This is a genomic window from Acidovorax sp. LjRoot117 (assembly GCF_964252695.1).
In the GTDB taxonomy this organism is placed as follows: domain Bacteria; phylum Pseudomonadota; class Gammaproteobacteria; order Burkholderiales; family Burkholderiaceae_C; genus Acidovorax.
Genome location: NZ_CAXUPO020000005.1, coordinates 207,280 through 230,838, shown reverse-complemented (window position 1 = coordinate 230,838; position 23,559 = coordinate 207,280). Strand labels below are relative to the sequence as shown.

General features: G+C 67.7%; 21 protein-coding genes. 10 read left to right on the top strand and 11 right to left on the bottom strand.

Annotated features, from left to right (window positions below; genetic code table 11):
- Positions 1–340: 340 nt before the first annotated feature.
- Genes ACSQ3D_RS16195 through ACSQ3D_RS16170 form a run of 6 tightly spaced genes read right to left on the bottom strand, consistent with a single transcriptional unit; the run spans position 341 to position 6,358 of the window.
- The gene (locus ACSQ3D_RS16195) at positions 341–1,792 is read right to left on the bottom strand and encodes an aldehyde dehydrogenase (protein ID WP_436127597.1); all 1,452 of its coding nucleotides are present in this window, start codon (positions 1,790–1,792) and stop codon (positions 341–343) included.
- Positions 1,793–1,849: 57 nt separating this feature from the next.
- A complete protein-coding gene (locus ACSQ3D_RS16190) occupies positions 1,850–2,560 on the bottom strand; it encodes an ABC transporter ATP-binding protein (protein WP_436127596.1) in 711 nt (236 codons plus the stop codon).
- Entirely contained in the window at positions 2,557–3,321 is a 765-nt protein-coding gene (locus ACSQ3D_RS16185) for an ABC transporter ATP-binding protein (RefSeq protein ID WP_436127595.1), read from the bottom strand. Before ACSQ3D_RS16185 ends, ACSQ3D_RS16190 begins: the two co-directional genes overlap by 4 nt.
- Positions 3,314–4,261 (bottom strand): branched-chain amino acid ABC transporter permease, encoded by a 948-nt coding sequence (locus ACSQ3D_RS16180; protein ID WP_436127594.1) that lies wholly within the window; start codon positions 4,259–4,261, stop codon positions 3,314–3,316. Before ACSQ3D_RS16180 ends, ACSQ3D_RS16185 begins: the two co-directional genes overlap by 8 nt.
- Positions 4,258–5,136 carry a branched-chain amino acid ABC transporter permease gene (locus tag ACSQ3D_RS16175; protein ID WP_436127593.1) on the bottom strand — a complete coding sequence of 293 codons (879 nt, stop codon included), beginning with the start codon at positions 5,134–5,136 and terminating at the stop codon, positions 4,258–4,260. The genes ACSQ3D_RS16180 and ACSQ3D_RS16175 overlap by 4 nt, the downstream gene beginning before the upstream one ends.
- 4 nt (positions 5,137–5,140) lie before the next feature.
- On the bottom strand, positions 5,141–6,358 hold the full coding sequence (locus ACSQ3D_RS16170; RefSeq protein WP_056170352.1) for an amino acid ABC transporter substrate-binding protein: 1,218 nt from the start codon (positions 6,356–6,358) through the stop codon (positions 5,141–5,143).
- Between the two features lie 221 nt (positions 6,359–6,579).
- Here ACSQ3D_RS16170 and ACSQ3D_RS16165 point away from each other — a divergent pair, with 221 nt between their 5' ends.
- On the top strand, positions 6,580–7,551 hold the full coding sequence (locus tag ACSQ3D_RS16165; protein WP_436127592.1) for a helix-turn-helix domain-containing protein: 972 nt from the start codon (positions 6,580–6,582) through the stop codon (positions 7,549–7,551).
- A gap of 168 nt (positions 7,552–7,719) precedes the next feature.
- Here ACSQ3D_RS16165 and ACSQ3D_RS16160 read toward each other — a convergent pair whose 3' ends face one another.
- The gene (locus ACSQ3D_RS16160) at positions 7,720–8,106 is read right to left on the bottom strand and encodes an Hsp20/alpha crystallin family protein (protein WP_056416980.1); all 387 of its coding nucleotides are present in this window, start codon (positions 8,104–8,106) and stop codon (positions 7,720–7,722) included.
- Between the two features lie 95 nt (positions 8,107–8,201).
- Between ACSQ3D_RS16160 and ACSQ3D_RS16155 the strand changes: the two genes are divergently transcribed.
- From ACSQ3D_RS16155 to ACSQ3D_RS16115, 9 genes are all read left to right on the top strand, one after another.
- The gene (locus ACSQ3D_RS16155) at positions 8,202–9,548 is read left to right on the top strand and encodes a branched-chain amino acid ABC transporter substrate-binding protein (RefSeq protein WP_436127591.1); all 1,347 of its coding nucleotides are present in this window, start codon (positions 8,202–8,204) and stop codon (positions 9,546–9,548) included.
- Positions 9,549–9,679: 131 nt separating this feature from the next.
- Positions 9,680–10,681, top strand: coding sequence for an LLM class flavin-dependent oxidoreductase (locus tag ACSQ3D_RS16150; RefSeq protein ID WP_436127590.1), 1,002 nt, complete (start codon positions 9,680–9,682; stop codon positions 10,679–10,681).
- Positions 10,682–10,717: 36 nt separating this feature from the next.
- Positions 10,718–12,076 carry an LLM class flavin-dependent oxidoreductase gene (locus ACSQ3D_RS16145; RefSeq protein ID WP_436127589.1) on the top strand — a complete coding sequence of 453 codons (1,359 nt, stop codon included), beginning with the start codon at positions 10,718–10,720 and terminating at the stop codon, positions 12,074–12,076.
- Positions 12,076–13,281 carry a M20 aminoacylase family protein gene (locus tag ACSQ3D_RS16140; RefSeq protein ID WP_436127588.1) on the top strand — a complete coding sequence of 402 codons (1,206 nt, stop codon included), beginning with the start codon at positions 12,076–12,078 and terminating at the stop codon, positions 13,279–13,281. Before ACSQ3D_RS16145 ends, ACSQ3D_RS16140 begins: the two co-directional genes overlap by 1 nt.
- 26 nt (positions 13,282–13,307) lie before the next feature.
- Positions 13,308–13,892 (top strand): GNAT family N-acetyltransferase, encoded by a 585-nt coding sequence (locus ACSQ3D_RS16135; protein ID WP_436127587.1) that lies wholly within the window; start codon positions 13,308–13,310, stop codon positions 13,890–13,892.
- Between the two features lie 76 nt (positions 13,893–13,968).
- Complete coding sequence (locus ACSQ3D_RS16130; protein ID WP_436127586.1) at positions 13,969–15,855, top strand: amino acid ABC transporter permease/ATP-binding protein; 1,887 nt, start codon at positions 13,969–13,971, stop codon at positions 15,853–15,855.
- Positions 15,856–16,017: 162 nt separating this feature from the next.
- Positions 16,018–16,953, top strand: a complete 936-nt coding sequence (locus ACSQ3D_RS16125) for an ABC transporter substrate-binding protein (RefSeq protein WP_436127585.1) — start codon at positions 16,018–16,020, stop codon at positions 16,951–16,953.
- A gap of 24 nt (positions 16,954–16,977) precedes the next feature.
- Positions 16,978–17,922, top strand: a complete 945-nt coding sequence (locus tag ACSQ3D_RS16120; RefSeq protein WP_436127584.1) for an ABC transporter substrate-binding protein — start codon at positions 16,978–16,980, stop codon at positions 17,920–17,922.
- A 186-nt stretch (positions 17,923–18,108) separates the two neighbouring features.
- Complete coding sequence (locus ACSQ3D_RS16115; protein WP_436127583.1) at positions 18,109–18,369, top strand: hypothetical protein; 261 nt, start codon at positions 18,109–18,111, stop codon at positions 18,367–18,369.
- Here ACSQ3D_RS16115 and mltB read toward each other — a convergent pair.
- The 4 genes from mltB to ACSQ3D_RS16095 form a co-directional block, all read right to left on the bottom strand.
- A complete protein-coding gene (gene mltB / locus ACSQ3D_RS16110) occupies positions 18,309–19,409 on the bottom strand; it encodes a lytic murein transglycosylase B (protein WP_436127582.1) in 1,101 nt (366 codons plus the stop codon). The two genes, ACSQ3D_RS16115 and mltB, sit on opposite strands and share 61 nt — an antisense overlap.
- A 17-nt stretch (positions 19,410–19,426) precedes the next feature.
- Entirely contained in the window at positions 19,427–21,460 is a 2,034-nt protein-coding gene (locus tag ACSQ3D_RS16105; protein ID WP_436127581.1) for a transglutaminaseTgpA domain-containing protein, read from the bottom strand.
- 102 nt (positions 21,461–21,562) lie between these two features.
- Positions 21,563–22,606: a DUF58 domain-containing protein gene (locus ACSQ3D_RS16100; RefSeq protein WP_056417004.1), complete on the bottom strand. Its 1,044-nt coding sequence runs from the start codon at positions 22,604–22,606 to the stop codon at positions 21,563–21,565.
- A 3-nt stretch (positions 22,607–22,609) separates the two neighbouring features.
- Positions 22,610–23,530 carry an AAA family ATPase gene (locus tag ACSQ3D_RS16095; protein WP_056417005.1) on the bottom strand — a complete coding sequence of 307 codons (921 nt, stop codon included), beginning with the start codon at positions 23,528–23,530 and terminating at the stop codon, positions 22,610–22,612.
- Positions 23,531–23,559 lie beyond the last annotated feature (29 nt).

Sequence of the window (23,559 nt, the reverse complement as noted above, 5' to 3'; positions counted from 1 at the left end):
CGCAGGCTGTAGGTCGCCCTTTCTTTGGTGACTTTCTTTCGGCGACGCGAAAGAAAGTTACTCGCACGCCGGGCGACTCCCGGCCTCCGCCCTTGAACCAGGCACGCGGTACAAACCAGCGAGCCTGCGAGCGCACCCCGGTTTCGACGAGCTCAACCCGAACGGCCATGGGTCGATGCACCCCGGTTTCGACAGGCTCAACCCGAACGGCTGTGGACCGATGCGCCCCGGTTTCGACAAGCTCAACCCGAACGGCCATGGGTCGATGCGCCCCGGTTTCGACAAGCTCAGCCCGAACGGATGCGCGGCAGGACAACCTCAATCCACAGACAGCACCGCTTCAGAAAGGATAGTGCCGCGCAGTCGTCTGCACCGTAATCCACCGCAGCTCCGTAAACTCCCGCACCCCCGCCATCCCTCCAAACCGCCCATACCCCGAACTCTTCACGCCCCCGAACGGCATCTGCCCCTCGTCATGCACCGTCGGCCCGTTGACGTGACAGATCCCCGACTCAATGCGCGCCGCCACATTCCACGCCTTCGACACATCGCGGCTGAACACGGCGGATGACAGGCCAAACTCGTTGTCGTTGGCGCAGGCGATCGCCTCCTCCACGCCGTTCACCCGCACCACCGGCTTGACCGGGCCGAACGACTCCTCGCGGTAGATGTCCATCTCGGCCGTCACGTGGTCCAGGATGGTGGCGGCCATCAGCGTGTTCTCGCTCTTGCCGCCGCACACCAGCGTGGCGCCCTTGGCCAGCGCGTCGTCAATCAGCGCATTGCAGCGGTGCACCGTGGCCATGTCCACCACCGACCCCAGCACCACCGGGCCCTTGCGCGGGTCGCCCAGGGGCAGGGCCTTGGCGCGCTCGCCCAGCTTGGCAACGAACTCGTCGGCCACGGCGTTGTCCACGATGATGCGTTCGGTGGACATGCAGATCTGGCCCGAGTTGGCGAACGAGCCGAACACGGTGCCCGCCACGGCGGCATCCACATCCGCATCGTCCAGCACCAGCAGCGGGGCCTTGCCGCCCAGCTCCAGCACCACGGGCTTGAGGTACTTGGCACACGTCTGCGCGATGATGCGGCCCACCTTGGTGGAGCCCGTGAAGTTCACGCGGCGCACGGCCGGGTGGGACACGATGGCCTCGACCACCGCACCGGCGTCGGCGGGTGCGTTGGTCACGAAGTTCACCACGCCCGGGGGCAGGCCGGCTTCCTGCAGGGCCTCGATGATCAGGCCGTGCGTGGCGGGGCTCAGCTCGGAGCCCTTCAAGATCACCGTGTTGCCGCAGGCCAGCGGTGTGGCGATGGCGCGCACCCCCAGGATGATGGGCGCGTTCCACGGCGCGATGCCCAGCACCACGCCTGCGGCCTGGCGCACGCCCATGGCCAGGCTGCCGGGCACGTCGGACGGAATCACCTCACCGGCGATCTGCGTGGTCAGGGCCGCAGCCTCCTGCAGCAGTCCTGCCGCCAGGTGCACGTTGAAGCCCGCCCACAGGCCCGATGCGCCGGTCTCTGCGGCCATGGCGGCAGCAAAGGCGTCGCCCTTGGCTTCGAGTGCGTTCGCCGCCTTGAGCAGCAGCGCGCGGCGCGCATTGGGGCCCAGGGCCGACCAGGCCGGGAAGGCCTTGGCGGCGGCGTCTGCGGCGGCCTGGGCATCGGCCACGGTGGCAGCGGGGGCCGTGGTGGCCACGGAGCCGTCGAGCGGGTTGCGGCGCTCGAAAGTCGCGCCGCCGGTGGCTTGCACGCGCTCGCCGTGGATCAGCATGGAAATGGCAGTCATGGAATCAGTCTCCTGAAGGACAAGGGAAAAAGTCGGATACGAGTGGGTCGAAAAGATTCAGGCCACGCCCAGGTAGGCCTGGCGTACCGCATCGGATTGCAGCAGCGTGGCAGCCTCGCCAGAGGCCACGATGCGCCCGCGCTCCAGCACATAGCCGCGCTGGGCCACCTGCAGCGCCTTGCGCACGTTCTGCTCCACCATGAGCACGGTGACGCCCTGCGCCGCGATGCGCTGCACGATGGCCAGCAGTTCGTCCACCATGCGCGGTGCCAGCCCCAGCGAGGGCTCGTCCAGCATCAACAGGCGCGGGCCGCTCATCATGGCGCGGGCCACGGCCACCATCTGCTGCTCGCCACCGCTCATGGTGCCGGCCAGTTGCTGGGCGCGTTCCTTAAGGCGCGGAAAGTCCTCGAAGGCCTGGGCCAGGCGCTCGGCGCGCACCCGCGAGGGCACCAGCCAGCCGCCGAGTTCCAGGTTCTCGGTCACCGTCATCTGCGGGAACAGCTGGCGGCCCTCGGCCACCAGGGCCAGGCCGCGCTGCACGCAGGCCGTCGCATTCATTGCGGGCACGGCCTGACCGTCGAGCAGTACCGTGCCCTGGCGCGGCAGCAGCCCTGCCAGCGCCTTGAGCAGCGTGGTCTTGCCCGCGCCGTTGGGGCCGACGATGACGGTGATGCCGGGCGTTGATTCGAGCGACAGGTCCTGCAGCACCTGGAAGCCGTTGTAGCCCGTGGTCAGGCCCTGTACCGAGAGGTGTGCGCCGCTCATGCCGTAGCTCCTTCGGGCGTGGCCTGTGTGCCCATCTCATCGCCCAGGTAGGCCTCGATGACCTCCGGGTTGCGCACCACCTCGGAGGGCGTGCCGTCGGCGATCTTGCGGCCCTGGTGCAGCACCAGCACGCGCTCCACGTACTTGAGCAGCGTGGTCACCGCATGCTCGATCCACACCACAGTGAGGCCCCAGTCGTCGCGCAGGCGGCGGATGCGTTGGGCCATCGCGTCCACCTCGGCCTCGGTCAGGCCGGCGGCCACCTCGTCGAGCAGCAAGAGGCGCGGGCGCGTACCCAGGGCCATGCCGATCTCCAGCAGGCGCTGCTGCGAAGGCGTCACGTCGGCTGCGGGCCGGTCTGCGAGGGCTGACAGGCCCAGCATGGCCAGGATCTCGTCCTCATTGCGCAGGCCCACGGGCCCCTGGCGGTGGCGGCCCGCGAACTGCATGCCGAAGCGCACGTTGTCGCGCACCGTCATGTCCGGGAACACGCGCGGTGTCTGGAAGGTGCGCGCGATGCCGTGGGCCGCATAGTGGTGCGGGCCCTTGCCGGTGAGGTCGTCGGCCCCGCAGACAAGCGTGCCCGAGGTCGGTGGCTGCACGCCCGAGATCGCGTTGAAGAACGTGGTCTTGCCCGCGCCGTTGGGGCCGATGATGCCGATGAGCTCGCCCGCATGCAGCGTGGCGCTCACGCCGTCCACGGCGGTCAGCCCGCCAAAGCGCACGGTCACGCTGTCGATGGTCAGCAGGGCTTCAGACATGGCCGGCCTCGGTGGCAGGTGCGGCGGGCGTGGCCGCCCGCTTGCGCTGCCACAGCGTGGCCAGCCCGTTGGGCAGGTACATCACGCACAGGATCAGCAGCAGGCCCAGCACCATCATGTAGCCGTAGGGCAGCTGCAGGCGCAGCGTCTCGGCCAGCAGGCTGAAGACGATGGCCGCGAGCACCGGGCCGCCGATGCTGGCCGCGCCGCCGATCAGCGCGATCAGCACCGTCTGGAAGCCGATGAAGGGGCTGAACACGGCCGCCGGTTCGATGTAGGTCCAGCGCACCGCCATGGCCGCGCCCACGGCGCCGGCAAACGCGGCGGTGATGCCGAAGCCCGCGATCTTGGCCAGGCGCGTGTCCACGCCCAGGGTCTGGGCGCGCTGCTCGTCGGCGCCGATGCCCGAGAGCGCCAGGCCGAAGCGGCTGCGCTGGATGGCGATGGCCGTGGCAATGGCGGCCGCCGCGATCAGCAGCACCGTGAGGTACACCGTCTCGTTGCTGGGCACCACCGTGAGCACACGGCCCACCGTGCCGGAGACCTGCTTTTCGACAAAGGTCACCGCATGGCGGATCAGCTCCGTCATGCCGAAGGTGAGCACCGCGAAGTAGGTGCCGCGCAGGTGCAGCACCGCCGCACCCATCACGACGGCCACCACGGCGGCGATCAGCGCGCCGGCCACGATCACCAGCGGCCAGGGCAGGCTACCGAGCAGCGTGGCGCTGGCATACGCCCCGATGCCGAAGAAGGCAGAGGTGGCCAGCGAGAGATAGCGCGTGGCACCGCAGAACAGCGACCAGCTCGTGGCCAGCGCGATGTACATCAGGCAGCTGAGCAGCACCGAGGCCATGAACTCGGACACCAGCCAGGGCAGGGTGCCGACTAAGGCCGTGCCCACGGCGAGCGCGAGCCAGGGCTTGTTGGAATGGAGTTTCATTTTTTGGAGAAGAGGCCGTTAGGACGCCAGATCAGCACGCCGATGAACACCGCATAGCTCAGCAGCATCTTGAGAGAGGGGCTGCTGAGGTGCATGCCCAGGGCCTCGACCACACCCAGCAGCAGGCCCCCAGCCAGGCTGCCCGCCAGGCTGCCGAAGCCGCCCAGCGTGATCACGATCAGCGCGGTCACGGTGTAGGGCTCGCCCATGGAGGGCGAGATCTCGTAGGTCATCGACAGCAGCGCCCCCGCCACACCCGACAGGCCCAGGCCGATGCCGAACATCATCGGGTGCAGGCGCCGGGTGTTGATGCCCACGAGCTGTGCCCCCGTGGGCGACTGCATCAGCGCCCGCACGGCCTTGCCCAGCAAGGTGAGCTTGAGGAGCGCGATCAGCGCGGCCGACAGCGCCAGTGCCACGCCGAACAGCACCAGCTTGTTCTCGGTGAAGCGCATGCCCGCCACCTGCACCGGGTCGGCCAGGTATTCGTAGCCGCGCAGGTCGCCGCCCCAGATCAAGAGGGCGGTGTTCTGCACCAGGAACATCAGGCCGAAGCCCACCATCAGGCTGCGCGCCTCGAACACGTCCACGTTGGGTGCGCGCGCCGCCAGGCGCTTGAAGCACAGCGCATGCACCGCCACCCCCAGCGCGAACAGCGCGATGAAGGCGATGGGCATCAGCAGCAACGGCGACCAGCCCCAGGCGGTGTGCGCCCACCAGGTGATGAAGGCACCGAGCATCAGGAATTCGCCATGCGAGATGTTCATGATGCGCATCAGCCCGTACTGCAGGTTGAGGCCCATGGCCACCAGCGCGTAGATGCCGCCGGTAATGAGGCCGCTGGCGACCAGTTCGGCCCAGGAAGTCAGAGACACTGTGTTATTTCCAGGCTGGTTTTGCGGTGTTCAGCTGCGCCGTGGCGCGGTCCTTGGGCCACACCACTTCGAAGTCGCTGCCCTGCCACTGGCTCACCGTGCCGGGGATGGAGGCGTTCTCGCTGCCTGCAAAGCGGATGCCGCCCAGGATGGTCTTGAACTCGTTCTTGGCGATGTGCTCGCGCAGCGCCTTGCGGTCCAGGCCCACCTTCTCCACGGCCTGCTGCAGGATCTGCAGGCCCGCCCAGGCATGGCCGCTGGCCCAGCGGTCGGGCTCCTTGCTGAACTTCTTCACGTGGGCGTCGAAATACGCCTTGGCCTCGGGGCTGGTCTTCACGCTCCACGATCCCATGCCGATCACGCCTTCGGTGTTGGCCTGCATCACGTTCTTGTACAACTGGAAGGCGGTGCCCACCGAGGCGTAGAAGAACTTGGGGTTCAGGCCCACCTCGCGCGCCTGGCGGCTGGCCAGGATGGTGTCGGGCGGGTAGGTGATGCCGATGAAGGCGTCAGGGTTCAGGTCCTTGATGCCGCGCAGCACGGGCGCCAGGTCCTTCACGCCCAGCGGGTAGCTCTTCCTCTCCACCACCTGGATGCTGGTCTTCTTGAGCGCGCTGTTCAGCGCCGCGAAGTTTTCCAGGCCGAACAGGTCGTCCATGTAGACGATGGCCACCGACTTCACGCCGTTGGCCACCAGCATGTCCACCAGCGCGCCCATCATCTTGTCGGGCTGCTGCAGCAGCGAGAAGAAGTAGGGCAGGTTCATGTCGATCAGCTTGCGCGACAGGGCGGTGGGCGCCAGCAGCGGGTAGCCGAAGCGGTTGGCCAGCGGCGCGATGGCGAAGTTGGCGCCCGAGCCCCAGGGCGGCAGGATCAGGTCCACCTTGTCGCTGCCCATGAGCTTTTCGAACGTGCGCACGCAGGTCTCGGTCTCGCTGCGGTCGTCGTAGCCGATGAGCTCGATGGGGCGCTTGGCGCCCTTGATGCTTAGGCCGCCGGCGGCGTTCACCTGTTCGGCCCACAGCAGGTAGTTGGGCTCCTGGCTGACCTGGGCGCCCGCAGCCCAGGGGCCCGTGCGGGCAATCGCGTAGCCGATGCGCACGGGGCCGCTGCCATTGCCTTGGGCCAGCAGTTGCGGCGCCACGGCCAGCGCGCCCACGGTGGCGGCGGCCCCCTTGATCCATTGGCGCTTGGAGGGTTGGGACGGTGAATGCGTTGTCATTGTGTGTCTCCTCGGATGGGAGGCCCGCGCAGCGCAGGCCGTACCCGGATCGTAGGAAGACGCAGCCCGGTACGCTGGGCTGAGCGTGCACAAAAGCCTTGTCCCAGCGTGCACGGCGCAGGGGGTTTACCCGGATTTCCGTGCCCGCCGCAGGAATAGCGGCGCGGCCGATAATCCCGCTGAGACAGGCGGCACCGTCTGCATGACGACTGGAGACACCCATGGCCCACCCTCTGACCGAGGTATCGACCGACACCGTGCCACCGCGCGACCGCCTGCACCTGTGGGGCGATGCGGTGTGGCGCCTCATTGGCGGGCTGGAGTCCGATGCCTTCGGCGACGAGGCCTTTGCGGGCCATATCACGTCGGGCCAGGCCGGCTACGTGAACCTGTGCCAGCTCGACGTGAGCCGCCACCGTGTGGTGCGCACCCCCAGCCTCATCCGCAGCAGCGACCGGGCCTACATCAAGGTGGTGGCGCAGCTCGAAGGGCGCGCCTGCTTCGAGCAGAACGGCCGGCAGGTGTGGCTGTCGCCCGGCGAATGGAGCGTGTACGACACCACGCGCGCCTACGCCGTGAGCAACCCCGAGGCCGTGCGCCAGATGGTGCTGATGATCCCCAAGGAACAACTGCCCGAGCGCAAGCTCAAGCTCGACGACCTGATGGTGCAGCGGTTTTCAGGCACCACGGGCGTGTCGCGCCTGGCGTGGGACACCATGCGCGCGGCGTTCACCGAGCTGCCCAGCATGTCCGACGCTGCCGCCGACGGCGTGGCCGACGTGATCACGCACCTGGTGCAGCTGTCGCTGCTGGAGCGCAACGGCCAGCACAGCGCCGTGTCGCAGCGCGAGGCCCTGCGCGACCGCATCGGCCAGTTCATCGACCGCCACCTGGGCGACCCCGAACTCACCATCGACCGCATGGCGCAGGCGCTCAACTGCAGCAAGCGGCACCTCTACAACGCAGTGGCCGACGACGAGGAAACGCTGGCTGCCATGATCCAGCGGCGGCGGCTGGAGGCCTGCCTGCGCGACCTGCGCAGCAGCGCGCAGGCGCAGCGGTCGGTGACGGACATCGCGCTGTCCTGGGGCTTTGCGAACAGCGCGCATTTCAGCCGCGTTTTCCGCACCCATGTGGGCTGCAGCCCCAGCGAGTACCGTGTGCGGGCCCGGGTTCCTGCACTGCCACACTGAGCGCGCGCCCGGGCCGCTGCGCAGGCCTGTCGGCAGGTCTTTTCATAAGAAAAAACGCCCCTACCGCTTGCGGTAAGGGCGCTTCCAGCTATTGAATCAATAGCAGTCGTGCTGGTGGCTGGCTGCCCGCCCTGTGTGGGCGGGCAACTGTGCAACAAGCGCAGCCGTTTACTGAATGCTCAGCGACGTGGCCCGGCTCACGGGCTCCAGGCGGGCCAGCGTCAGGGTCAGCACGCCGTTTTCCAGCTTGGCGGAGCTGTTGGCAGCATCGATGTCGGTGGCCAGTTCCCAGGCGCGCTGCACCTGGCGGGGCGCGCCTTCCACGCTGTGCAGGCGGACCTGGTTGCCTTCGATCTGGATGGACAGCTGCTCGCGCGCCAGGCCGGGCACATCGAGCTGCAAGGTGGTGGTCTTTTCGTCCTGGGTCACGCTCACGCCGGCAGAGCCTGCAGGGGCTGCATTGGCGAAGCTGCCCAGCAAAAAGCGTTGCAGCGCCAGGTCGGCAGAGCGGGGGGCGTTGAAGGCGGAACGGCGGGCGACGGGGGCGAAGATCATGGAAAGTACTCCTATACACTGCGCGGCTCTCGACGTGGTCGCCGCATGGACAGGAGTTGTGTACGGCCGCATCGCTTTTCAAGGGAAAAAGTGGCATGAATAAATTGCGTTCCGGGGTCTTGAAAACAGGCACCACGGCATTACGTCCATCGGTTTTTGCCGCAGTTGTCGGCATCGCCGGGGTGTTGTTCTCGGTGACCCCGGCGGCCGCCCAAGGCAGCGCTTCGACAGCTGCCAGTGCGCCCGCGAAGCCGGTGAAGGTGGCACTCATCGAAAGCCTCTCGGGGGCGTTCGCCAACACCGGCGAGGCCGTGTACCGCAACGTCTACTGGGCCATGGAGCGTGTGAACGCACGCGGCGGCGTGCAGCTGCCCGCCAGCAGCGGCGGCCCCCGCCCGCTGGCGCTGGAGCGCTACGACAGCAAGGGCCAGAACGAAGAAGCGCTGTCGGCACTGCGCGCGGCCATCGACGACGGCGCGCAGGTCATTCTGCAGGGCAATTCGTCGGCCACCGCGGCGGTGTTGATCGAAGCCATCAACAAGCACAACGAGCGCGAGCCGAACAAGCGCGTGATCTTCCTGAACTACTCGGCGGTGGACCCCATCCTCACCAACGAGAAATGCAGCTTCTGGCACTTTCGCTTCGACGCGCATGCCGACATGCGCATGGCCGCGCTCATGGAAGTGATGCGCGAAGACAAGGCCTTGAAAAGCGTCTACCTCATCGGCCAGGACTACAGCTTCGGCCAGGCCGTGCTGCGCGAGGCCAAGAAGCAGCTGGCCGCCCAGCGCCCCGATGTGGCCGTGGTGGGCGACGAGCTGCACCCCATCGGCCGCGTGAAGGACTTCGCGCCCTATGCGGTGAAGATCAAGACCAGCGGCGCGCAGGCCGTGGTCACCGGCAACTGGGGTAACGATCTCACGCTGCTGGTGAAGGCCGCGCGCGAAGTGGGCTACGAAGGCAGCTTCTACACCTTTTACGGCAACGCACTGGGTGCGCCCGCCGCCATCGGCGACGCGGGCATCGGCAAGGTGGTGGCCGTGGCCGACTGGCTGCCCAACGTGCCGGGCGCGCAGAGCGAGGCGTTCTACCAGTCGTTCCGCACGCGCTTCCCTAAGCCGCAGGATGACTACGTGCACATGCGCATGCAGCTCATGGTCGAGGCGCTGGCCCAGTCCATCGAGCGCGCGGGCAGCACCGACGCCGTGGCTGTGGCGCGGCAGATGGAGAGCGCGAATGTGCAGCTGTCGGGCCAGGGCGGCAGCATGCGCGCGGCGGACCACCAGTTCCAGCAGGCGCTGGTGGTGGGCGTGATGGACAAGAAGGGCGCACCGGGCGTGAAGTTCGACGTGGAAGGCTCGGGCTACGGCTTTCGCGTGGTGCGACAGATCTCCGCCGCCAAGGCACAGCAGCCGCACAGCTGCACCATGCAGCGACCCTGACCCACGGCGTGGGCGGTATGCGGCGCAGCGCGCGCCGCATATCGATATGAAAAGTTAGCGCAACCGGTGCAGGCCGTCGGGCCACAGAATTTGTCGCATTGATCACCCATGCGCGAATCGCTGCCTCCACCGTGTCCTACGCCCTTTCCCTGCTCGACAAAAGTCCCATCCCCGAAGGGGCCACGGCGGCCGAGGCGCTGCAGCGCACCGTAGCGCTGGCCCAGCGCGCCGAGCAACTGGGCTACCGCCGCTTCTGGGTGGCCGAGCACCATGGCAACCCGGGCCTGGCCGGCTCGGCGCCCGAAGTGCTGGTGGCCCACCTGCTGGCGCGCACCTCGCGCATCCGCATCGGCTCTGGCGGCGTGATGCTGCAGCACTACAGCCCGTTCAAGGTGGCCGAGGCGTTCAAGGTGCTCGCATGCCTGGCCTCCGGCCGCGTGGACCTGGGCGTGGGCAAGGCGCCCGGCGGCCTGCCGCTGTCCACCCGGGCGCTGCAGGCGCTGCACGACAAATCCAGGCCATCCGACTTCAGCGCACGCTTTGCGGAGCTGGACGCCTTCCTGCACGGCACGCTGGACCCGGACAACGCTCTGGCGGGCGCCGTGGCCTACCCCGCACCGCCCAGCCTGCCCGAGTGCCATCTGCTCGGCGGCAGCCCCGACAGCGCGGCGCTGGCGGCGCGCCATGGCTGGCACTTCACGTACGCGGGCCATTTCAACGGCGACCCGGTGAACATCGAGCGCACGGTGCGCGTATACCGCGAGGCTGCGGGCCGGGCCCCCTCGCTGGCGCTCTATGCGCTGGTGGCCCCCACGCAGGCCGAGGCCGAAAGCCTGGTGGGTGCCTTGCGCGTCTTCAAGTTGCATTTGTCCACCGGGCAAAGCGTGAACCTGCCCAGCGCCCAGGCCGCTGCGGAGTTTGCGCGCCAGGCCGGCGTGGTGGACTACCGGCTCGAAGAGACCCGGCCCCACGTGATCGCCGGCTCGCCCGAGCATGTGCGCGGGCAACTCGATGCGCTCAGCGAGCGCTACGGCATCGACGAGTTCGTGGTCGACACGCCCGTCACAGGCTTTGCCGAGCGCCTGGCCTCGGTCGAACTGCTGGCGGGTGCCTACGCCACCGCCGAGGCCTGACCCGCTGGCCGCCCCCTTTTCCCAGGAACAGACACCATGAGCAACATCCCACAATCCATCCGCTTCGGCGTCATGCTGCACGGTGCAGGCGGCCACATGAATTCGTGGAAGCACCCCGCAGGCCCCGCGGACGCGAGCGTCAACCTCGACTTCTACATCGAGACCACGCGGAAGGCCGAGGCCAACGGCATCGCCTTCGCCTTTGTGGCCGACGGGCTGTTCATCAACGCGAAGTCGATCCCGCATTTCCTGAACCGCTTCGAGCCCATTTCCATCCTGTCGGCGCTGGCCGTGGCGACGTCGAAGATCGGGTTGGCGGGCACCATTTCCACCTCGTACAGCGAGCCTTTCACGGTGGCGCGGCAGTTCGCGTCGCTGGACCTCATCAGCCAGGGGCGCGCAGGCTGGAACGTGGTGACCACGCCGCTGGAGGGCACGGCCAGCAACTACAGCCGCAACCACCCCGACCATGCGTTGCGCTACGAGATCGCCGACGAATACCTGCAGGTGACGCAAGGCCTGTGGGACAGCTGGGACGAAGACGCGGTGGTGCGCAACCGCGCCACGGGCCAGTTCTTCGACCCCGCCAAGCTGCACACGCTGAACCACAAGGGCCGCTTCTTCCAGGTGGCGGGACCGCTCAACATCGGCCGGTCGCCGCAGGGGCAGCCGGTGATCTTCCAGGCGGGTTCATCGGATGCGGGCATCGGCCTGGCGGGCAAGTACGCCGATGCGGTGTTCACCCACTCGCCGTCGGTGGAGGAGACGCGCAGCTTTTTGCGCAAGGTCAAGGCCAGCGCCGTGGTGCATGGCCGCCAGGCTGATGATGTGAAGATCTTCCCCGGCATAGGCCCCGTGGTGGGCGCGACACAGGAAGAGGCGGACGCCAAGTACCAGGCCATCCGCGAACTGCTCACCGTCGACGAGGCGCTGGCCTACCTGGGCCGCTACTTCGACCACCACGACTTCAGCCAGTACCCGCTGGACGCGCCCTTTCCGGAGCTGGGCGAGATCGGCCGCAACAGTTTTCGCTCCACCACCGACCGCATCAAGGCCGATGCCACGGCGCGCGGCCTGACGCTGCGCCAAGTGGCGCTGGAGGCCGCCACGCCGCGCTCGCAGTTCGTGGGCACGGGTGAGCGCGTGGCCGACGAGATCATCCGCTGGGTGGACGAGGGCGCGGCCGATGGCTTCATACTGGGCTTTCCCGTGCTGTCGCAGGGGCTTGATGATTTCATCACCCACGTGATCCCCGTGCTGGAGGCGCGCGGCCGCTACCAGCGCACGCTGCCGGGCCACACGCTGCGCGACCACCTGGGCCTGCCGCGCAAGGCCAGCCGGTATGCACAGGCCGATGCGGACGCACCCACAGCGCCAGAGAAGAAAGCCGCGTGATGGGCGCCGCATTGCCAGCAGCGGCTTCGGCGCATGACGTGCAGCGGGTGAAAAGCGTGGAAGAGGGCATTGCCGCCTTCATCCACGAGTTCCAGGCATTGCGCCGGGACCTGCACCAGCACCCCGAGCTGTCGTTCCAGGAGCATCGCACCTCGGCCATTGTGGCCGAGCGCCTCGCGTCCTGGGGCTACGAAGTCACCACCGGCATCGCGGGCACCGGCCTGGTGGGCACGTTGCGCAAGGGGCAGGGCACCAAGACCCTGGGCATCCGTGCCGATATGGACGCACTGCCCATCACCGAGGCCACGGGCCTGCCGTATGCCAGCCGGAACGCCGGGGTGATGCACGCCTGCGGGCACGACGGGCACACCACGGTGCTGCTGGCGGCCGCGCGCTTTCTGGCCGAGTCGGGCCGTTTCGACGGCACGCTGAACCTCATCTTCCAACCCGCCGAAGAGAACGGCGGCGGTGCCAACCGCATGATCGCCGACGGCCTGTTCGAGCGCTTTCCGTGCGACGCGGTGTTCGGCCTGCACAACTGGCCTTGCGTGGGCGCGGGGCACTTCGGCTGCGTGACCGGGCCTGCCATGGCCTCGGTGGACCAGATCACCATCACCGTGCGCGGCAAGGGCGGCCACGGCGCCGCGCCGCACGAGACGGTGGACCCAGTGGTGGCCAGCGCGCACATCATCACCGCGCTGCAGACGGTGGTCTCGCGCAACGTCGATCCGCTGGACATGGGCGTGGTCACCGTGGGCTCCATCCATGGCGGCAACGCGCCCAATGTGGTGCCCGAGAGCGTGGAGCTCAAGCTCACCGCCCGCGCCTTCAAACCCGAGGTGCGCGCGGTCTTGCAAGAGCGCATTCCGGCCATCGCCCGCGCGCAGGCCGAGAGCTTCGGCGCCACGGCCGACGTGTTGTACCGGCCCGGCTACCCGGCCGTGCTCAACCACGAGGCAGAGACTGACCTGGCGCGCAGCGTGGCCATCGACACCTTTGGCGCAGCCCGCGTGGACGCAGGCTTTCGCCCGCGCACGGCCAGCGAGGACTTCGCCTTCATGCTGCTCAAGCGCCCTGGCAGCTACGTGTTCGTGGGCAATGGCGATGGGGCATCGCTGCACAGCCCGTACTACGACTTCAACGACGCCATCCTGGCGCCCTCGGCCACGTACTGGGTGCGGCTGGCCGAGCGGTTTCTCGCTTGAGACCACTTTCCTGAGAAAGCCTTCCCATGAGTGACAGCTTCATCTATACATCGCCTGCAGACCCCCTGGCCCGCCCGCTCATCGACGAGCTGTCGCACGAGTACGAGTCGCGCTACGGCGAGTTCTACGACCGCGAGGGCGGGCAGCGCGAGATGGAGAAGTACCCGCCCGAGCTGTTCACGCCGGAGCACGGCGGCAGCTTCGTGCTGCTGCTGCGCGGCGGGCAGGCCATTGGCGGCGGCGCCTTCAAGCGCCACAGCGACGCGCACACGGCGGAGCTCAAGCGTGTGTGGACGCATTCGGCCCACCGCCGCCATGGTGTTGCCGCCAAGGTGCTGCTGGAGCTCGAAGCGCAGGCGCTGCGCCAGGGCTATGCGCGGCTGTACCTCACCACCGGCTTTCGCCAGCCCGAGGCCGTCGGGCTGTATCTGGGCCATGGGTACACAGCGCTGTTCGACACATCGCTGCCGCACGAGACGTACCGCCATCTGCCGTTCGAGAAGACTCTGCGCGCCGTGGAGGGCCTGGAGTCCACCGCCACGTTGACGGCGCCCGCCACACCGCAAGCCCTGGGCGTAGGACGCGCCGCGGTCGTTGCGCAAGCGGCCTGAAAGCCGCCACGGACACCGGCCCCGCCTGCCCCCGCTCTTTTCCACGAACCCCGACAGCCTGCGAGACCTCACCACCATGTCCACCTCCACCACCCTGGACGCTGCTGCCGGTCTGCCGCTGGGCCCCGGTCATGCGGTACCGCCTGGTGCGCATAGCCATGCACCCAGCGCGCCTGCCCTCACACCCTCGTCTTCCCCGGCCCCTGCGCCGGTGAAGGGCGACTATTCACACTACAAAGTCGTGCCCGCGCGCTACCGGGCACGGGCGGCCGGCACGGTGTTTGCCGCGGTGGTCATCGCGCTGGTGCTGTATTCGGTGTTCACCAACCCGCGCTGGGGCTGGAGCATCTTCGGCGAGTATTTCTTCTCGGAGCCTGTGCTGGTGGGCCTGGGCCGCACGCTGCTGCTCACGGCGCTCGGGGCGCTGTTCGGCTTCACGCTGGGCACGGCCCTGGCGCTTGCCCGCGTGTCGCGCTCGCCGCTGCTGGCGGGGCTGTCGTGGACTTTCATCTGGATCTTCCGGTCCATCCCGGTCATCGTGCTGCTGCTCATCATCAACAACCTGGGCTACCTGTACGAGACCGTGAGCCTGGGCGTGCCATTCACCGGCTGGACGTTCTTCTCGTACCCCACTACGCAGCTCATCAGCCCCTTCGTGGCGGCGCTGATCGGTCTCACGCTGAACCAGGCAGCCTTCGCGTCTGAAATCGTGCGTGGCGGCATTTTGTCAGTGGACCAGGGGCAGCTTGAAGCGGCGGCCGCCCTGGGCCTGCCGCGCCGCCGCCAGGCGTTTCGCATCGTGCTGCCCCAGGCCATGCGGTCCATCCTGCCCGCGGGCTTCAACGACATCATCGGACTGGCCAAGGGAACGTCCAACGTGTACATCCTGGCCCTGCCCGAGCTGTTCTACACCATCCAGATCATCTACCGCCGCAACCTGGAGGTGATCCCGCTGCTGATGGTGGCGACCGTGTGGTACCTGGTGATCCTCACTGTGCTCTCGCTGCTGCAGTACTACATCGAGCGGCATTTCTCCAAAGGCGCGCTGCGCAGCCCGCCGCCATCGATCTTCAGCGGCATTGCGCAGCGCCTGTGGCCTGCGCGGCGCGTGGCTACTCAAGCTGATACGGCAGTGGCCGCACCGGCAGCAGCGCCCACGCCCGCCGTCGCCACCGTGCCACGCTGGACGGGCGAGCGCAACCGCGGTGGCGAAGTCACCATTCACGGCGTGTCCAAGAGCTACGGCGCCTTGCGCGTACTGAAGGACGTGACGCTGACCGTGCCGCCCGGCAGCGTCACGGTGATCCTGGGTCAGTCGGGCTCGGGCAAGTCGACCTTGCTGCGCACCATCAACCACCTGGAGCGCGTGGACGATGGTTTCATTGCCATCGATGGCGAGCTGATCGGCTACCGCCAGGACGCGGACACGCTGTTCGAGTTGGGCGAGAAGGACATCCTCCAACGCCGGGTGGATGTGGGCATGGTGTTCCAGAACTTCAACCTGTTCCCGCACCTCACGGTGCTGGAGAACATCGTCGAAGCCCCGGTCACCGTGCGCAAGCTGCCCCGTGCAGAGGCCGAAGCCTTGGCGCTGGAACTGCTGGCGCGCGTGGGCTTGTCCGACAAGGCACACAGCTATCCGCGGCAGCTCTCCGGCGGGCAGCAGCAGCGCGTGGCCATAGCACGGGCCCTGGCGCTCAAGCCCAAGGTGCTGCTGTTCGACGAGCCCACGTCTGCGCTCGACCCCGAACTGGTGGGCGAGGTGCTCGATGTGATCAAGGAGCTGGCGCGCACCGGCACCACGCTCATCATCGTGACGCACGAGATCGGCTTTGCCCGCGAGGTGGCCGACACGGTCGTGTTCATGGAGCAGGGCCGCGTGCTGGAGACCGGCACCCCCGCCAAGGTGTTCAGCCAGCCCGACCACCCCCGCACGGCGGAGTTCCTGGCCAAGGTGCTCTGAGCAGCCGGCACACCTCACATTCCCCCACCCGCAGCGGCCTTTCTGGGCCAATCGGCCTGTAGCCCAGGCCGGGCTGCGGCATGGGCGCCGCTGTGATCTGCGCGATTTGTTCTTCCTGTTTCTGTTTTCGTGACCCATCCATCTCATCCCCGGAGCCGACCCATGACCCTTGTGAACAGAACCCTCGCAGCCCTGGCACTGGCCGCTGCGTCCATCGCCGCACTGGCGCCCATCCACGCGGCTGCGCAGGCCATCGACCTGAGCCCCGAGCAACCCACCCGTCCGCGTTCGCAGAAGGTGGACGAGGCGATCAAGCTCGTCGGCAAGGACTTCAAGTTCGCCAAGGACGGCGTGCTCACCGTGGGCACCACCACCGGCCGCCTGCCGTTTGGTGCCTACGCCACCGACAACAAGACGCCCGTGGGCAACGCGCCGGACATCGCGCAGCTGGTGGCCGACAGCCTGGGACGTAAGCTGGAGCTGGTATCCGTGGCCTGGGCCGACTGGCCGCTGGGCCTGCAGTCCGGCAAGTTCGATGTGGTGATCTCCAACGTCACCGTGACCGAGGAGCGCAAGGAGAAGTTCGACTTCTCGACCTACCGCAATGATCAGCTGGGTGTGTACGTGAAGGCCGACAGCAAGATCACGTCGGTGAAGGAGCCCAAGGATGTGGCGGGCCTGAAGGTGGTGGTGGGCGCGAGCACCAACCAGGAGCAGATCCTGCTGCGCTGGAACCAGCAGAACATCGCAGCAGGCCTCAAGCCCGTAGACATCCAGTACTACGACGACGATGTGGTGCTGTATCTGGCGTTGGCCTCGGGCCGCGCCGACGCGTACCTAGCACCCAACGGCATTGCCGCCCACAACGCGCGCGATGGCAAGACCAAACTGGTCGGCACCTTCTCGGGCGGATGGCCGCAGGCGGCCGAGATTGCCGTGACCTCGCGCAAGGGCTCGGGCATTGCCGACGCGATCACTGCGGCGCTGAACGCGCAGATCAAGAACGGCAACTACGCCAAGGCGCTCGAGCGCTGGAACCTGCAGTCCGAGGCGATTCAGGTCTCGCGCACCAACCCGCCCGGCCTGCCCAAGAAGTAAGGCTGCGGCTTTCAAGGACTGTTCATGACTCTGCATTCCCTGTCGCGCCGCAGCGTCGTGGCCCTGGCTTCCGCGTGCGCGCTGTCCTGCGCGTGGACCGTGGCCGGTGCTGCCGCCGCGTTCGACTTCAGCCCCGAGCAAAAAGGCCGCATCCGCGCCGAGAAAGACGCAGCGGCCGTCCAGGCCATTCCGAAGAATTTCAAGTTCGTGAAGGAGGGCGTCTTCACCGTGGCGATCGCACCGTTTGCGCCGCCCATCGCCACCTATGCCAGCGACGCCAAGACGGTGGTGGGGTTCGATCCGGACTACGCGCAGCTCATTGCCGACGCGCTGGGGCTCAAGCTCGAACTGCTTCCGATTGCCTGGGCCGACTGGCCGCTCGGGCTCACCTCGGGCAAGTACGACGCGGTGATCTCCAACGTGGGTGTGACGGAGCAGCGCAAGGAGAAGTACGACTTCTCCACCTACCGCCTGGGGCTGCACGGTTTTTATGTGCGGGCGGAAAGCAAGATCACCTCCATCAAGGAGCCCAAGGACATTGCGGGGCTCAAGGTCATCACCGGATCGGGCACCAACCAGGAGCGCATCCTGCTGGAGTGGAGCAAGCAGAACGTCGCCGCGGGCCTCAAGCCCGTGGAGCCCGTGTACTTCGACGACGATGCCGCACGGCTGCTGGGCGTAGTGTCGGGCCGGGCCGACGCCAACTTCAACCCCAACGCGCCGCAGGCCTACCACGCGGCCAAGGACGGCAAGATCAAGCTCGTGGGCACGGTGAACGCGGGCTGGCCGCTCAAGTCCGACGTGGCCATCACGACGCGCAAGGGATCGGGCCTGGCCGATGCGCTGACGCTGGCCACCAACGGGCTCATCAAGAACGGCAAGTACACGCAGGCGCTGCAGCGCTGGAGCTTGCTGGAGGAGGCCTTGCCCAAATCGGAAACCAATCCGCCCGGCCTACCGAAGTTTTGAGCCCTTGGAGCCCCCATTGCTTTAAAAAATACAAAACCGTTCGCGCTGAGCTTGTCCCAGCGTCGCGCAAGGCTTCGACAGGCTCAGCCCGAACGGTATGGGTATCCCGGGAGGGGGCGCATCTGTGGACTGGCGGAGCCAGATCCACGGGTGCGCTGGTATTGGGGCGCGCGGGTTGCGAGTGCTGTGGGCACGTCGCACGAGATTCTGGAGCGCCTGCGCCAGGACCCCGTCGTGCCGCAGGTGCAGGTGCAGGCGCTGCGGCTGGAGCTGCCGTACGACTTCAGCGTCGACAACTATGCGCAGATCCTGAGCGACACCGCGCGGTACATCGCACCAGAACTCGGCTGGTCACCGGCTGCTGCGGAGCCCGGGGCCCCCTGTGGTCACTGCCCGGCGCGTGCGGCGGACACTTCGCGGCCCAGCTCGATCACGGCCATCGCGTAGTAGCTCGACCAGTTGTAGCGGGTGATGGCGTAGAAGTTCTCGGTGCCTGCCACGTAGCTGGCGGCATCGCCGCCGTTTTGCAGTTCGATCAACGCCAGCGGGCCGGTGTGCTGCACGCCCGCGGCGTCCAGCACCGCGCCCTTGGCCTGCATGCTGGCCACGCTGAAAGTGGGCAGGATGTCAGGGGCCATCAGGTCATCGAGCTGCAGGCGTGCGGCATCGAACTGCACGCCGAAGTGCGTGGGCATGCCCGGCGTCCACCCGTGGCCGCGAAAGTAGTTGGCGACCGAGCCGATGGCGTCGGCCGGGCTGTTGAACAGGTCCACACGGCCGTCGCCATCGAAGTCGATGGCATAGCGCACCCAGCTCGACGGCATGAACTGGCCCAGGCCCATGGCGCCGGCGTAGCTGCCGCGGGCGTCGAACGGGTCGGTGTTGCTGCGGTTGGTGAAGCTCAGGAACTGCTCGAGCTCGCGGCGGAAGAACTCGGTGCGCTCCTTGGCGCGCGGGTGGGCCGAGGGGAAGTCGAAGGCCAGCGTGGCCAGGGCGTCCATCACGCGGAAGTTGCCCATCTGCTGGCCGTAGATGGTTTCCACGCCGATGATGCCCACGATGATCTCTGCGGGCACGCCGTACTCGCGCTCGGCCCGCGCAAGCGCTGCCTCGTTCTGCTGCCAAAACCGCACGCCCGCGCGGATGCGGATGGGCTCGACAAAGCGGCTGCGGTACACGCGCCAGTTCTTGGCCGTGCCCTTGGCAGGTGGCAGCATCAGGCGGGGCACCTGCGTGAGGAACTGGGCCTGGCCGATAGCCTGGCGCACCCACTCGCGGTCCAGGTCGCGGCGCGCGGCCAGGTCGTCGGCAAACTGCAGCGCTTCCGGGCGGGTGGCGTACAGGACGGCGGGCCGCCGGGCGGGCGCTGCGCTGCTCTTGCCCGTGGGTTTCGGGGCTTTTTGCGTGTTAGCGCTGGCTGGGATGGAGAGAAATGCTACCAATGTGATAGCAATTGCAAGGGCGGTCCGGCTCAAGGGGTTCAGCATGTCCGATGTCGGTGGATTCAATGGGGTGCGGGCTTGGGCCACGGCAGGCTGCGGAACTCGCTGCGCAACGTGCCGAGTTCAGCGCCGGGGTCGGGGGCATAGCGCAGGCGCTCCAGGCGCAGCAGCCAGTCGGCCACCGCGGCGGCCGGGGTGCCGAATTGTGCCTGCACACGCTCGGCCATCGCGCGGGGCGGCAGGTTGTCCGGCAACGCCAGCCCTGCCTTCGCCAGCCGCTGGCGCGTGCGCGCCAGCAGCCGCAGCCACGGGTCGTGCTGGCTGCGCTCCCACAGGCCCCAGGCCCCGGCCACCACCGCAGCCGTGATGATCAGGTAGCCGAGCACCGTGGTCAGGTCCTGCCAGCTGGGTGATTCGAACCCCAGGGCCTTGAGCAGGTCCATCTGGCGGCTCTGGGTGTAGTTGAGCACCCATTGGTTCCAGCTGTTGTTGACGGCTTCCCAGACGGCGCGCAGGTTTTGCGCCATGCCAGGGCTGATCGTGCCGATGGCAGCTTCGAATGCGCCTTGCGGCGCGCGCAGGCGCTGGAATGCGCCCACCCGGTTGGGCGACACGGCGCCGGTCGGGTCCACGCGCACCCAGCCGCGGCCTTCCATCCAGACTTCGGCCCAGGCATGGGCATCGGCGTTGCGCACGGTCCAGTAGCCATCCACCGGGTTGCGCTCGCCGCCCTGGTAGCCGGTGACGATGCGCGCAGGCACGTCCATGGCGCGCATCAGGATGACGAAAGCGGAGGCGATGTGCTCGCAAAAGCCTTCCTTGCGGTCGAACCAGAATTCGTCGGCGGTGTGCTCGCCAAAGACGCCCGGGTCCAGGGAATAGCTGTATCCGCCGGTGCGCAGGCGTTGCAGGGCTGCATTCACCAGAGCTTGCGGACCGCCTGTTGCCAACGCGGGGTCGGCACGCAGCTGCGCGGCCAACTCCAGGGTGCGGGGGTTGAAGCCCGGTGGCAGCTCGGTGTAGACCCGCAACTGCCGAACGGACTGGTGCGGGCCATGTCTAAAGCTGGGGTAGCTCACCGCTTGGTAGCGCAAGACATCGGTGATTGGTCTTGTGGTCAGCCACTGCAGGTCCTGCGTCATGTACGCCTGCATGTTGGGCAGGCTGGGCGCTTCGGGTGTTGCTTCAAGCACCATCAGCCACGGCTGGCGCTGAGGCTCCAGCGTGACCTCATACTTCACCGGCGTACCGCTCACCTGTAGGTTGGCAGGTAGAACGGCGCGCGCGGCCCAGGCGCTGTCTTCGCGGAAAGGCTCGGCCTGCCATTGCCTGCCGTCGAATGCCGTCATGACCGGACCGCGAAAGTACAGCATGGACTGCGGAAGTCCTTCGTTAGCTTCACCTTCAAAGCGCAAGCGGATCGCCACGCGCTCATCAAGCGCGATCTCGGCCATGTCGCCGATCTTCATCGTGCCCGACAGGCCGCTGCGCCCGGTGAGGTTCTCGCTGGGCATGCCCCACAACGGCGCCATGCGGGGGAACAACATGAACAGCGCCACCATGATCGGGGCACCCAGCAATGCCATGGCGCCTGCGATGCGGAAGGTCTGCGCAAGGGCAGGGCGCCCGACGGGCATGTGCGCATTGACCAGGGCCATGAGCAGGCCCATCAGCGCCACCAGCATGGCCGCCGCCGTGGGCAGCGACTGCGAGAAGAAGAAATTGCTGAGCATCGTGAAGAAGCCCAGGAAGAACACCACCATGGCGTCGCGCCGGGCGCGCAGCTCCAGCATCTTGAGCACCAGCAGCAACACGATCAGCGTCACCCCGGCGTCGCGACCAAGGATGGTGCGGTGGGTGAGCAGCGTGCCTACCACCGCCAGCGCCAGCAGCGCGGCCACCGTCCAGCGGCCCGGCAGGGCCTTGCCCTGGATGGCCAGCCAGCCGCGCCACAGCAGCAGCCCGCCCGCAAGCACGGTGGTCCACACCGGAAGGTTAGGGACCTGCGGGGCGATGACCCAGACGATCACGAACAACAGGAACAGCGTGTCGCGCGCGTCGCGCGGCAGGGAGGTCAGCGTTTGGCGCAGGGTCATTGCGAAAGGGTCACGCTCGGCGTTCCGATGAATGGTTTGCTATTGAAAACATAGCTTTTGGGGCGGATGGGTGTTGCGGAGGGGGCTGATCCGGTGCTGTGGTCAGCACAGCGCCAGCGCCTCCAGGCAACGCCTGCGGTGCGCGACGCCGGTGTCGGGGTGGATTTCCACGCCCGGCAGGCGCAGTCCATATTCCAGCCCCAGCCGGTCGGCCTGCAGCACCCAGGCCGCAAGGCGCGAAATGCGTGCCTCATGGTCGGGCAGCGTGGCGCGCGCCAGGTCCAGCCACAGCTCCTGCCGCTGGGCCTGTTGCGCATCCCGGCTGACCAGGTCATCCGTGCCCGTGCCCAAGGTCTTGGCCGCCTTCTTCCAGACCACCAGCTTCAAAGGGTCGCCGCGCCGGTAGGCGCGCACACCGTCGAACTCGCCGATGCCCTGGGTCGGCGTGCTGCCGGAGCCGCCCGCGCGCGGCTCCCCCGCAGGCAGGGGTGGGGCGGGTGTTTCCGGCATGGGGTAGACCAGCACCTGGGCGGCGGGGCGCCAGTATGTCCACACCCGGAAGGTGCCCAGCGGAAACCGGGTCTCGGCGGTGAGGGTGGGCACCCGGTGCAGACCCCGGCGCTCTGGCTTGAAGGCCACCTGCACGCTGGCCTGCCCCTGCGCCGGCACGTCCGTCCAGGCCCAGTGGTGCGGCTCCTTGCCCGTGCCGTGCACCGACAGCGCAATGCCGTAGCGGGGCGTCTTGCGCTCGCTGGACACCTGGATGTCGAACGCCGTGCTGGTGCCCATGAAATGCGGATCCGGCGCTTTCAGGTGCAGCGTGAGGCCGCGCAGGTTGGCGTGGCAGATGTGCATGCCGATCACCGCGCTGCCTGCGAGCAGAAACGTCAGCAGATAGCCCAGGTTGAGCTGGTAGTTGATGGAGGCGATGAGCAGGACGATCAGCGTCAGCGCCAGCATCCAGCCGGCCCCCGTGGGCAGGATGTAGACATTGCGCTGGGTGAGGGTCAGCGTGTCGTTCAGCGGCAACCGGCCCTGCCACCAGTGCTGAAAGCGCCGGCGCAGCGGGGCCAGGGGGCTCAGCCGGGCCGCCAGGGCGCGCCAGCGCGCCAGGGGCGATGGGGGGAGCGATGCGGCGGAGTCCATGGGTCAGGGCAGTGGAACGGCTTCCACCATGGCCCGCACCTGCTCCACCGCCCCGCGCCCCGCATCCCCCACGGGCACCAGGCGGTGGGCGATCGTCTGCGGCAGCACGGCCTGTACGTCGTCGGGGGCCACGTAGTCGCGCCCGCTGATGAGCGCCTGGGCCTTGGCGGCGCGCACCAGGGCAATGCCCGCGCGTGGCGACAGGCCCTGCAAGAACCAGCGGCCCGATCGCGTCGCGGCGATCAGGTCCTGCACATAGTTCAGCAGCGGGTCGGCGGTGTGCACGGCCACGACCTGGCGCTGCAGTTCGGCCAGTTCCTCGTCCGACAGCAGGGGCAGCATGGTGTCCACCATGTCGCGGCGGTCGGCGCCGGCCAGCAGCACGCGTTCGGCCGCGCGGTCGGGGTAGCCGATGGAGATGCGCATCAGAAAGCGGTCGAGCTGCGACTCGGGCAGCGCGAAGGTACCCAGCTGGTCATGCGGGTTCTGCGTGGCGATGACGAAGAACGGGTGGGGCAGGGCGCGCGTCTCGCCCTCGACCGACACCTGCTTTTCTTCCATGGCCTCGAGCAGGGCACTCTGGGTCTTGGGGCTGGCGCGGTTGATCTCGTCGGCCAGCAGCACCTGGGCAAACACCGGGCCGGGGTGGAACACGAAGGACTCCTTGCCCCGCTCGTACACCGACACCCCGGTCAGGTCGCTGGGCATGAGGTCGGCCGTGAACTGAACGCGGGAAAACTGCAGGCCGAAGGTGCGTGACAGCGCATGCGCCAGCGTGGTCTTGCCCACCCCGGGCACGTCTTCGATGAGCAGGTGCCCGCCGGCCAGCAGGCAGGCCACGCAGTCCTGTACCTGGGCCTGTTTGCCCACGATCACCGTGTTAAGCTGATCCAGTAAGGATTTGATCTTGTGCTGTGCATTCATAGCGCGACGTTATCCGAAAAACACCAAAA